We start from the raw sequence: 12,021 nt of genomic DNA, 5'->3' as shown, positions 1-12,021 counted from the left end.
GGGTGTGCTCATGCGTGGGAAGCCCGTAACCCGGTGGTTCGCCGTGCTCGGATCCAGGGTGCGGCGCATCGCCCTCGTGGGAGGTGTGGCGGTGTTGTGTCTGGCGTTGATACTGGTCGTGCTTTCGGTGCGACGCGATCCCGCTCCGCGCCCCACCGCCGGCTCCGGTGAGGTGGTCGCCGCCCTGCCGTTCTGGAACTTCCAGGGCGGGACCTCGGAGCTGATGCGGCACACCGAAGGGTTCACCGAGGTCTCGCCCTGGATGTACGGGCTCGATCCCGAGGGGAACGTGGTCAGCCAGATCCCCTCGGACCGAGCCGGGCGGACCCGTGAGGCCCTGAACTCCCTGCGGGGAACCGAACTGCGGTTCACCCCCAGTGTGGCGAACATGACCCACGGTGCCTGGTCCTACGACTCGGTGGCTCAGATCCTGCACGATCCGCGGCGCATGCGACAGCACGTACGGGAGATCGTCGACCTGGTGCTTTCCAACGACTACGCCGGTATCGACATCGACTACGAGGACCTCAAGGCCGAGGACCGCGATGAGTTCAGCACGCTGGTCCGGGAACTGGCGGACGCGCTGCACGCCCACGACAGAACACTGTCGGTGGCGGTGTTCGCCAAGGCCAGCCGGCGTGGTTACGACGAACGCAACGTCGCGCAGGACTACGCGGCCATCGGGCGTGCCGCGGACCAGGTGCGTCTGATGGGGTACGACCGGCACTGGTCGACCTCGCCGCCCGGGCCGGTGGCGCCGGTCGACTGGATACGAGACGTGCTCGACTACGCACGTGGCACCATGCCGCCCGAGAAGGTAGTGCTGGGGATACCGCTCTACGGATACGACTGGTCACAGGGCAAGGGGCAGCCGGTGACCTGGGGCGAGGCCACTCGAATCGCGCGGCGGCACGACGTGCGGATCCGGTTCGACGAGGACAGCCGTACCCCGTGGTTCCGCTACACCGACACGGACGGGACACCGCACGAGGTGTGGTTCGAGAACGCGGCCAGTTCGCACGCCAAGTTCGAAGTGGCGGACCGGTCCGGTATCGGTGGTGTCTACCTGTGGATGTACGGCCCGGCCGATCCCGCCACCTGGCCGCGACTGCGCCAGACCTTTCCCGTGGCCCGTCGTTCCGTTCGGGCACGCCGATGACGTCCGTCCACGCGGTGGTTCGGGTGTTGAGGAGGTGGCCAGTTGATTCCGTGGTGGCTTGTGGCCGTGCTGATTTTCGGGGCGAATTTCGTGCTCTGGGGAAGTATGGGACTGCTCCGGATGATCACTACGAGCTGCGCCGCGTCTTACGACCGCGTGGCACGCCGGATCCGCCCACCGTTCTCGCGCCGCGGCTCCGGTTGCTTTCCCGGTGACGTCGACCTCGGACGGAGACGGGGTGCCGGTGGCGAGCCCCCCTTCGGCGCCGATCGGGTAGCAGTGCTCATGGCCGCCCACAACGAGGAGCTCGTGATCAACGACAGTTTGGAGTCGGTGACCGAACTCGTGCCACGCGACAACGTGTACGTGGTTTCGGACGGGTCCACGGATCGAACCGTCGAACTCGCCGAACGGGCGGGCGTGAACGTGATCAGCACCTGGAGCAACGTGGGGAAGGCGGGCGCGCTGCAGCAGGCGATCGAGCGGTTCCGCCTCGTCGAACACTATCCGGCCGTGCTGCTGCTGGACGCCGACACCCGGCTCGACAGGAACTACTTCCGGGCGGCCCTGCCGTTGTTCGGTGATCCGCGGGTCGCCGCGGTCGCCGGCTTCGTACGCACCGACTGGGACCGCGGCGGGCTCTCTCCACTGGGCAGGTTGCTGGTGTCCCACCGGCAGCGGATCTACGCGCTGAGCCAGTACCTGCTCAAGTTCGGTCAGACCTGGCTGCGGTGCAACGCCACACACATCGTTCCCGGCTTCGCCAGTATGTACCGCACCGAGGTGCTGCCCCACATCGAGATGAATCCACCCGGTCTGGTCATCGAGGACTTCAACATGACCTTCGAGGTGTATCAGAAACGGCTCGGCAAGGTCGGTTTCACGCCCGCCGCGGTGGCAGTGACACAGGATCCGGACAACCTTCATGACTACGTCCGGCAGACCAAGCGCTGGGCGCTGGGACTGTGGCAGACCGTGCGCCGACATCGTCCCAGGACCAATCTGTTCACCTGCATGCTGTTGCTGCTGTTGACCGAACTGCTCACCAGCGGTCTGTTGATGGTCGCGCTGCCGCTCGTCCTCCTCCTGCTGCTGTTGCCGCTGCTCTTCCCCGGCACGGCCGATCTCGCCGTGCTGGGACCACTGCACGACGCGGTGTCGAGCTACGTCAGCCTGTCCTCGTTGCTGCTGGGCGTGGTGATAGTGGACCTGTCCCTGACCTTGCTGGTGGCTCTGGCGCTTCGCAAACCACGATTTCTCGTGTTCGGCGCCTTCTTCCTGTTCCTGCGGATACTGGATGCCGCCCTGTCGCTGTACACCCTCCCGCTGGCATGGCTGACCAGGTCGACGGGGCGGTGGCGGAGTCCGGGACGGCGTGCTCCCGCGCCATCGCCGGTGGAGCCGAGCCCTTCGGTCGGGGCCGATGTCACCACATCGAGTGGTTCAGGAACGTGAACATCACGTCATTCGGCTCGGAACGTCTCGTGCGCCCGCCGGGGCGGCGCGTTCCCCTCGTGCTGCGCGTGCTGTGCGGCTACTGCAGAATTCGCCGGTACGGGAGGTAACCGCGCCGGCCGTGTCCTGGGGGAAGCATGCTCCGCCTGTTGCTCGTGGACGAACAACGCATGTTCGTCGAGGCTCTCACGCAGTACCTGTCCACCGAGTCGGACCTCTGGGTGTCCGACAGTGCGTATCCGAGCGAGACGGATCTGCTCGACCGGGCACGAATCGCCTGGCCCGACGTCGCTGTCGTCGACATCGCGATACTGCGAAATCGCGTGCACGAAGTGCTGCGAAGACTCGAAGAAGCGTGTCCCGACGCGCGGGTGGTGGTGCTGAGCTCGACCCTCGACCCGGAGCCCGCGGTGCGTGCCGCGCGGGCCGGCGCGGCCGCCTGGCTGCCCAAGGAGCGTGGCATCACCGAACTGGTCGAGGTCATTCGGCTGGTCGGTCGCGGACACGCCTGGTACCCCCCTGAAGTGCTCGCTGAGGTACTGTGCGCGTTGCGGCAGGAGGCCGGCCCCGTCGGGACCGGCGATGATCCGCTCGCCGTCCTCAGTGTGCGCGAGCGCCAAGTGCTGGGCGTCATGGCGGAGGGCAAACGTGGTCGGCAGATAGCCGCCGAACTCTTCATATCGGTGCAGACGGTTCGCAAGCACACTCGCGGCATCCTCACCAAGCTCAACGTGCACACTCAACTCGAGGCGGCCATGCTCGCCAACTCCGGGGGAGAGACGCCCGTCCTCTCGGAAACCACCGTGCGTGCTCTGCCGCGGTAGACGAGATGCGCGAGCACCCACGGGTAGCCACCGTCATCACGCGTCTGGAGGGCGGGGCCGGATTGGTGGCCCTGCGCTGCGCACTCGCGCAACATGCCGACTCCTGGCCGGTCACCCTCGTCACCGGCAGCGATGGGGAACTGGTGAGGCACGCGGAACGGGCCGGACTCGACGTCGTGGTGGAACCGGCACTGCGCAAGCCGATCGTCCCCTGGTGGGACCTCGTCGCGCTGTGCCGGTTGACCGCGTTGTTCGCCCGGGCAGGGTTCGACGTCGTGCACACCCACACCGCCAAGGCCGGGGCGCTCGGGCGGGTGGCCGCCCGGCTGTCAGCGGTGCCGCGAGTGGTGCACACGTACCACGGGTTCCCGTTCCACCGGTTTCAGGCGCGCTGGTTGCGACTCTGCTACGCGGCGGTGGAACGGCTACTCGGCCGACTCACCGACGATGTGCTGTGCGTGGGGGAGGGAGTCGCGAACGAGGCGACGCGGCTCGGGCTGGCCACCCCCGACCGGATCCGCGCCGTCGGCGTTCCCGTTTCGCTGGAGCCCCCACGCGCGGACGCCGAGAGTCGACGCCGAGCCCGTCGTGCGCTTCGCATCCCCGACGACCGGCTGGTCGTCGGTGCTGTCGGGAGGCTGACCTACCAGAAGGCGCCGGAGGACCTCGTCGACGCACTGGCCCGGCTGCCCCGAACGGATGTTTGTGGTGTCTGGCTCGGCGAGGGGGAGCTGCGGGAGCGGATCGAACGTTTGGCACGGGAGCGGCTCGGTGACCGCTTCGTGTTCGCGGGGCATCGTTCGGATGTCGCCGAGCTGCTGCCCGCCTTCGACGTGTTCGCCCTGCCCAGCAGGTACGAAGGGCTGCCGCTGGCGGTGATCGAGGCCATGCTGTGCGGTCTCCCCGTCGTGGCCACGGCGGTCAACGCTGTCCCGGACCTCGTAGTGACAGGGCACAACGGGGTGCTGGTTCCGCCACGCCGCCCCGATCTGTTGGCCGGAGCGCTCTCCGACCTGCTGGAGGACCCGGCCGAACGGGCCCGCATGGGAAGTGCTGGTAACCGCGGTATCGACGGCGAGCGGTTCGGCATCGCGGCGGTCGCCCGCGAGCTGGAATCCGTTTACCGGGGTAAATGAATCGTTTGCTACTTAACGGATTCGAACAACGACAGAGCGTGCGCGTGCCGTCCGCAACGGGTATAACACCAGTGTGGCGACTGTGGTGCTCTTTCGAACCCGAGTCGGCGGTGGGGCCGCCCGAGCCCGGCCGCACTGAAACGCCGGTGGAAGCGTAGGGGACGCGTCCACATCGGCTTGTCGAGGCCGTGAGCGTGAGGTCGGGATCCGTGGTGCACCGCGAACGGGCTCCGGCGGGATCACGGCTGACCACGAGGGGGAAACAATGGCTGACCTGGTGCTGGGGGACAATCACACGGTGTTCGTGGAGGCACTGGTGACGGTGCTCCCACAGCGGGGACTCAACGTGCTGGACACCGCGCACAGCATCACCGAGACCGTACGCAGCGTGCGTCGCAACAAACCCGACGTGTGCGTGCTGGAGAGGTTCTTCACCGATGGCGACTCCCTGAACCGCCTGGACGAGATCACGGCCGCCGGAGGACCACGAATGCGGGTGCTGCTGCTCACCGCGGACTCCGACGCGGATGGTATGCGCCGCGCGATGCGGGAGGGGGCCATCGGTTACGTCACCAAGATGTGTGGACTGACCGCCCTGGTGGAGGCCGTGGGCAAGGCCGCGGCAGGGGAACCGGTCACCCGCCTGCCCCGTCTCCCCGAAGGTCGCAGCACCAGTGTCAGCCTGCCGAACAGCCACGACCGCGCCTCGCCGCGGATGTCGTTGACACCCCGGGAGCAGGACTGCCTGCGCCTGCTCGTCTCGGGGGCTCGTACCACGACCATGGCCAAGCAACTGGGAGTCTCCAGCACGACGGTACGCACCCACGTGCAGGCGTTGCTGGGCAAACTCGGCGTGCACTCCAGACTGGAAGCCGCCACCTTCGCGGTGCGGCACAGTCTGCTGGAACCTCCTGACGAGGACGAGGCGAGCTGACCGGACCTCGTCCATCACCGCTTCCGTGCGGAAGCGGTGATGCCGGTGAGTCGGGTGCTTCCGGCACGAGCCGACAGCTCGTGCCGGAAGCACCGCCTTCACCGGGGTACCAGCAGGCCCCACGTTCCGGTGTGTCGCTCACCGGGACGCAGCACTCGTACGGCCTCGCCGGTCACGAACGCGTTCGGCGGGCAGGTGTTCGGTTCCACCGTGATTCCCGAGCGGGCCGGCTGCGGGCGCTGTTCGCTGGGAGCGTCGTCGGTGTAGACCTGGAGGTAGCCGTAGGACTCGTCCACCCACAGCAGCACGTCGGGTCCGTCGGTGCGCCCGAATCGTACGGTCGCGTGGCCGCGTCGATTCCGCGCCAGATCCTTGAAGGCCGTGTCCATACTGGTCGAACCGATGGTCCTGCCGCTCCGGAAGTCGTACTCGGTTCCCGCGACCGAGGCGGTACCCGTCGGGATGAGCCGTTCGTTGGTGCGGTAATAGGTCGCCGCGGGCAGCCGGAGCTCCATGCTGTCGGTACCGCCCGTCCCGGCGGCGATGTAGGTGTGATTCGCCCATCCCACGGGTGCTTCGTGCTCGCCCGCGTTCTCGGCGGTCAACGTGCACCGCACACCGTGGCGGTCGACGCTGTACTCCACCAGGAACGCCATGCGGAAGGGATAGCCGTACTGCGGGTGCAACAGGTACCGCAGCGACACGCTGTCGGCTCGGTGCCGCACCGGTTCCCACTCCACGAAGTTCATCAGCCCGTGCAGTGCCGCCTGCCTCGAGGGTTCGTTGATCGGAACCCGCAGCCGCTCACCGTTGAACTCGTAGGTTCCCCGGTCGATCCGATTGGGCCAGGGCAGGATCGTTTTGCCCTGGAAGCCCTCGCCCACCTCGTCCGAGGGATGGGTAAGCAGCATCTCCTCGCCCGACACCCGCCAGGAGAGCAGGGTCGCCGCCACCCCGCCCACGAGCGCACGGTGGTGCCCCGAGCGGATCTCGTAGAGCCTGCCACTCGCGCTCTGTTCCCCACCACCGTGACCGGGCAGGTGGTGCCCGCTCCCGGAAGATCGCGCGGTGGCTCTGCCGCCCAGCGCCGCGGCCGCGCTCGTCGCGGTGAGAGTGGTCAACGCGACGCGCCTGCTCCAGCCACTCCTCGTCGGTCCGGCATCGGTCATGGGAGCTCCCTTCTTGTCGAAGCCCGCGGAGTTCTCCGAGCGGGTTCTCGGGATCTTCTGTCGGAGAGCACCGGGTGGGGGAACGCGCGGTTCCGCCCACCCGGCCGGAGCACGAGGAGCTCACGGGCTGCCGGCTTCGATGATCGCCTCGTTGTCCGCCCGGATCGAGGCGACATCCGGCTTGGTGACCCTCCTGTCGTAGGTCATCAGACCGTTGACCTCGTTCTCCACGTCCGAGACCTGGGTGTAGACCGCGGCCGACAGGCCGTTTCGCTCGATCGCGCCGATCAGGTCGTCGCTGAGCTGGCCGTAGCGCTCGGTGAGTTCGGCCCGAGTGTCGGTCATCTCGTAGGCTTCCGGCCGGCCCGGCCAGAGGTGTCCCTGCTCGACCAGTCCGAGGCCGCCGTACTCGCCGTCGACCGCCGCTCGTTCGGTGGTGGCCTCCGGGGTGCCCGGACCCACGTAGGTGTGATTGTCGTAGATGTCGCCCGCTCCCGTGTCCGGCAACGAGTTACAGCAGTTCACGCCGCTGGCGGCGTTCACGAGCCTGCTGGGGTCCTGCCGCTGGATCCGCTCCGTGACGCGGGCGGTGTCGAACTCACCCCATCCCTCGTTGAACGGCACCCAGGTCACCAGCGAGGTCACGCTGTCGAGCTGATCGACGACGGCGGTGGTCTCGGCCTCGAACTTCGTCCTGGCCTCCTCCGACGGCACGCCGTTGGTGCCGCCGGTTTGGGCCGTAAGGGAGGGCATGTCCTGCCAGACCAGCATGCCCATCCGGTCGGCCCAGTAGTACCAGCGCTTCGGGGCGACCTTGATGTGCTTGCGGAGCATGTTGAAGCCCATCCGCTTGGCCTGCGCTATGTCGTGACGCATCGCCTCGTCCGCGGGCGGGGTGTGCAGTCCGTCCGGCCAGAAGCCCTGATCGAGCATCCCCTGCTGGAACAGGATCTTCCCGTTGAGGGCGATTCGTTGTCTGCCCTGCGAGTCCTCGATCAGTCCGATCGAACGCATCCCCGCGTAACTGGCGACGCGGTCCAGTTCACGGCTGTCGGCGTCCAACAGGCGCACTGTCAGGTCGTAGAGGTACGGATCGTCGGGACTCCACGTTCGCGGGTTCGGAACCGGCGCCCGCACGGTCGAGCCCGCTTCCGTGGTGGTCCGGGAGACCACCCCGCCATCCGGGCGCGATACCACCGTTTCCACGCTCGCGGCCCGGGAGCCTCGGATCTCTGGTTCCAGCTGGAACGTCTCCGCCTCGAGCCGCGGTGTGATGTTCAGTTCCGCCAGGTGCGTCCGCGATACCGGCTCCAGCCACACCGTCTGCCAGATGCCGGAGGAACCCGTGTAGAAGATCCCGCCGGGATTGTCGGTCTGCTTGCCGACGGGGTACTGCCCCCGCTCGTTGGTGTCCGTGACAGCCACGGTCACTCGTTGCCGTGATCCCGGCCGCAGCGCATCGGTCACGTCGACCGTGAACGAGGTGTAACCACCCCGGTGGGAACCGACTCGCTCACCGTTGACCCAGACCGTCGCCTCCTGGTCCACGGCCCCGAAGTGCAACAGCAGCTCGTCGCCGCGCCAGTGGGGCGGCACCCGGAAGTCGCGGCGGTAGAGCATGTGGTCGTCGTGCCGCTGAATGCCGGACAGCGCGGACTCGACCGGGTAGGGGACCAGGATCCGTTCGCCCAGGTCCTGTTGGTTCCGGTCCGGAGGGCTGACACCGCCCGCGTACTCCCATTCGCCGTTCAGGTTCTGCCAGCGCTCGCGTTTCAGCTGGGGGCGCGGGTACTCGGGGAGTGCGTTGTCCGGTCCCACCTGATCCGTCCACGGCGTGGTCAGTGGTGCTTCAGCCGGTGACCTGTGCTCGACGGGATGAGCTGCCGCCGCCGGAGCGGCACCCAGCGCCAACGCGGCGGCCATCGAGAGCACACCCAGGTGCCCGGCCGTCACACGACGCGGTGGTCGTGACTGCATCGATCCTCCTCACACGGTGTCGGGCGATCCTCATCCGTGTTGAGAGCGTCGGAACCTCCACTTAGGAGGCACATACAACAACAAAGAGCAACACAATCGGACTTAAATCACCACTAACAAACATTAATGAGCCAGAACACATCTCACGTCAACATCGGTGCACGAGATTGCTCCGTCCGGTACAACGCTGTGAACTCGAACGGCGGCACAGTGTCAGTTTGCGAGGTCGTTCGCGTGGCATCCGGCAGACGCGCCGAGCGGGCGTCGACGGCCCATGCCGGGCCACACCGGCACCCGGCCACGAGCAGTGGTTCCCGGCCCTCGCGAAGCCGTGTAGGTGGCGGGGCGCGGCTAGCGACCGCTCGTGTGGTTCGAAGGGACGAACGACTCGGGGCCGCTCAGCCGGCCGGGGCGGGCCTCCCGGCTCCGCGGCCTCCGGTCGATTGCCCTCCGGACGGCGGAACAGGAATCCAGCACAATCGATTAGAATGATTGTCGACAATAATAAAGTGGGAAAAGGGTCGATTTCGCGGATCTCGCGAAGGACTGTCGACGGGTTCGTGAGTCATTGATCATTCTTCTCGTCGAGAAGTGGTGTTGACCTGGATGAACAGCGTCTTCGTAGCGGAAGAGTGGGGTATCACACCCCGGGGTGGAGTGGGGCGTAACATCCGGGGTCCCTCCTTCGATGGAAGGGGCACAGGCGAATAAAGAATCAGTGCGGCACCGCGGTCGCGTTGTTCATTTCATCGGATCGTACGGTTGCACCATTCGTCCCCGTTGTGGTATGTGGCGCACGCGCATTGTACTGCATCTTTAGCTTGATTGCCTTTGCCGGATCGTGACCCCTGGTGCGGAAAACTAAATTCCCCCTGGTGACGGCCTATTTTTTTACTTAGGGTAACTGTGCGAATCACGCGATCATCCTATTTCTATGATTAGGGTCACAGCTGAATGTGCTTGCATTTTTCGTGAATGCGAATAAGTTGGGTTCTCGGCGTACGGAATCTGCGTCGGGATCGGGCGGCAAAGGTGCCGACCGAGTGTGCTGACCGGTGCCAGTGCGCGGCCCGCCAGTTGGCTGCCCGCACCGGTGCGGTGTGCCCCTTGTGAGGTGCCCCGGCGCGCCCGTGAAGGCTCGGGGCGGTGAATTCACCGTGGTTCCGAGCGATGCAGTGGCGCTTGACCAACGCGAGTGGGAGCTGAGTATGACCAAGAGCGTGGACGATCTTGCACGTGGTGACCAGGGGTCGAACGACCAGGACTCGGTGCACCTCGAGGAGCAGGCGTTCGGCGACAATCCGTTGGAAGTACGCGACACTGATCACTACACTCAAGAGTATGTCGGTGGATTCGTCGACAAGTGGGACGATCTGATCGATTGGAAGGCCCGCTACGAGAGCGAGGGAACCTTCTTCATCGATCAATTGCGTGCCCGTGGTGTCAAGACCGTGCTGGACGCAGCGACCGGGACCGGTTTCCACTCGGTCCGGCTGCTCGAAGAGGGTTTTGAGACCGTCAGCGCGGACGGCAGTCCGCAGATGCTGGCCAAGGCCTTCAGTAACGGACTGGAGTACGGTGGTCACATTCTGCGTGTGGTCAACGCGGACTGGCGCTGGCTCAACCGCGACGTGCACGGTGAATACGACGCGATCATTTGCCTGGGTAACTCGTTTACCCACCTCTTCTCGGAGCGGGACCGCCGCAAGACGCTGGCGGAGTTCTACGCGATGCTCAAGCACGACGGTGTTCTGATCATCGACCAGCGTAACTACGATTCCATTCTGGACACCGGCTTCTCCAGTAAGCACACCTATTACTACGCCGGTGAGGACGTTTCCGCCGAGCCTGACCACATCGACGACGGTCTGGCGCGGTTCAAGTACACGTTCCCGGACAAGTCCGAATTCTTCCTGAACATGTACCCGCTGCGGAAGGACTACGTCCGGCGGCTCATGCGTGAGGTCGGTTTCCAGCGGATTGACACCTACGGTGACTTTCAGGAAACCTACGGTGACACGGAGCCGGACTTCTTCATCCACGTGGCGGAGAAGAACTACCGCACCGAGGACGAGTTCCTGGACATGTACTCCAACGCGGTCCACACCGCGCGGGACTACTACAACTCCGAGGACGCGGACAACTTCTACTACCACGTCTGGGGAGGTAACGACATCCACGTCGGTCTCTACCAGACCCCGCAGGAGGACATCGCCGCGGCGAGCGAGCGCACTGTCCAGCGGATGGCGAGCAAGGTCGACATCGACGCCAACACCACCATCCTGGACCTGGGCGCCGGCTACGGCGGTGCCGCCCGCTACCTGGCGCGCACCTACGGCTGCAAGGTGACCTGCCTCAACCTCAGCGAGGTGGAGAACCAGCGCAACCGCGAGATCAGCCGTGCCGAGGGGCTCGATCACCTCATCGAGGTGGCCGACGGCTCGTTCGAGGACATTCCCTACCAGGACAATGCCTTCGACATCGTCTGGTCGCAGGACTCCTTCCTGCACAGCGGTGACCGCACCAGGGTGATGGAGGAGATCTCCAGGGTCCTCAAGCCCAAGGGCTCGGTGCTGTTCACCGACCCGATGGCCGCCGACTCGGCCGAGAAGAGCGCTCTCGGACCGATCCTGGACCGGCTGCACCTGGACTCGCTCGGGTCCCCCGGCTTCTACCGCAAGGAGCTGACCAGGCTCGGGCTGCAGAACGTCGAGTTCGAGGACCTCAGCGAGTACCTGCCGCTGCACTACGGCCGGGTGCTGGAAGTTCTGGAAAGCCGGGAGAACGAACTCGCCGACTTCATCGGCGAGGAATACCGGACTCGCATGAAGACCGGCCTGCGCAACTGGGTGCAGGGCGGAAATGGCGGGAACCTTGCCTGGGGCATCATCCACGCCAAGGCATGACAGGCCGTCGAGTACGAAGAATAATCGAAGCAACAAGCAGTGAGGTGAAGATCAGCCGTGACTGAGATGAACCGCAGGTTGTTTACCAGTGAGTCCGTGACCGAGGGCCACCCGGACAAGATGGCCGACTCGATCAGTGACGCGATCCTGGACGCGATGCTGGCGCAGGACCCGCGTTCGCGTGTGGCCATGGAGACCATGATCACCACGGGCCAGGTGCACCTGGCCGGTGAGGTCACCACCGCCGCCGACGTGGACCTGCCCGCGATCGTGCGGGAGAAGGTCCTGGAGATCGGGTACGACAACTCGGCCAAGGGCTTCGACGGCGATTCCTGCGGCATCAACGTCTCGATCGACGCGCAGTCGCCGGACATCGGTCAGGGTGTCGACAGTGCGCACGAGTCCCGTGTCGAGGGTGTCATCGACGAGATCGCCCAGCAGGGTGCCGGTGACCAGGGGCT

At 65.9% G+C, this 12,021-nt stretch carries 9 protein-coding genes; 7 read left to right on the top strand and 2 right to left on the bottom strand.

Annotated features, from left to right (window positions below; all coding sequences use genetic code 11):
- The first annotated feature begins 10 nt into the window (after positions 1-10).
- From BM394_RS10480 to BM394_RS10460, 5 genes are all read left to right on the top strand, one after another.
- Positions 11-1,159 carry a glycosyl hydrolase family 18 protein gene (locus BM394_RS10480; protein WP_092977760.1) on the top strand — a complete coding sequence of 383 codons (1,149 nt, stop codon included), beginning with the start codon at positions 11-13 and terminating at the stop codon, positions 1,157-1,159.
- A 42-nt stretch (positions 1,160-1,201) separates the two neighbouring features.
- Positions 1,202-2,614 (top strand): glycosyltransferase family 2 protein, encoded by a 1,413-nt coding sequence (locus BM394_RS10475; protein WP_092977283.1) that lies wholly within the window; start codon positions 1,202-1,204, stop codon positions 2,612-2,614.
- Positions 2,615-2,751: 137 nt separating this feature from the next.
- Entirely contained in the window at positions 2,752-3,438 is a 687-nt protein-coding gene (locus BM394_RS10470) for a response regulator transcription factor (RefSeq protein WP_092977281.1), read from the top strand.
- 5 nt (positions 3,439-3,443) lie between these two features.
- Positions 3,444-4,574, top strand: a complete 1,131-nt coding sequence (locus BM394_RS10465; protein WP_092977279.1) for a glycosyltransferase family 4 protein — start codon at positions 3,444-3,446, stop codon at positions 4,572-4,574.
- A 265-nt stretch (positions 4,575-4,839) separates the two neighbouring features.
- On the top strand, positions 4,840-5,508 hold the full coding sequence (locus BM394_RS10460; RefSeq protein WP_092977277.1) for a LuxR C-terminal-related transcriptional regulator: 669 nt from the start codon (positions 4,840-4,842) through the stop codon (positions 5,506-5,508).
- A 98-nt stretch (positions 5,509-5,606) separates the two neighbouring features.
- Here the strand turns inward: BM394_RS10460 and BM394_RS10455 are convergent, their stop codons facing one another.
- Both BM394_RS10455 and BM394_RS10450 read right to left on the bottom strand, forming a co-directional pair.
- Positions 5,607-6,677: an aldose 1-epimerase family protein gene (locus tag BM394_RS10455; protein WP_092977275.1), complete on the bottom strand. Its 1,071-nt coding sequence runs from the start codon at positions 6,675-6,677 to the stop codon at positions 5,607-5,609.
- A 120-nt stretch (positions 6,678-6,797) separates the two neighbouring features.
- A complete protein-coding gene (locus BM394_RS10450; protein ID WP_092977273.1) occupies positions 6,798-8,654 on the bottom strand; it encodes a glycoside hydrolase family 2 protein in 1,857 nt (618 codons plus the stop codon).
- A 1,208-nt stretch (positions 8,655-9,862) separates the two neighbouring features.
- On the opposite strand from BM394_RS10450, the gene BM394_RS10445 reads away from it, so the two are divergent.
- Together BM394_RS10445 and BM394_RS10440 are read left to right on the top strand one after the other, a co-directional pair.
- A complete protein-coding gene (locus BM394_RS10445) occupies positions 9,863-11,560 on the top strand; it encodes a glycine/sarcosine N-methyltransferase (RefSeq protein WP_092925115.1) in 1,698 nt (565 codons plus the stop codon).
- Between the two features lie 66 nt (positions 11,561-11,626).
- Positions 11,627-12,021 (top strand): S-adenosylmethionine synthetase N-terminal domain-containing protein (locus BM394_RS10440; protein WP_281246436.1); only part of this gene is annotated, 395 nt, incomplete at its 3' end.

The organism is Actinopolyspora lacussalsi subsp. righensis, from assembly GCF_900116555.1.
Classification (GTDB): domain Bacteria; phylum Actinomycetota; class Actinomycetes; order Mycobacteriales; family Pseudonocardiaceae; genus Actinopolyspora; species Actinopolyspora lacussalsi.
This window is presented reverse-complemented; position numbering and strand designations above follow the sequence as displayed.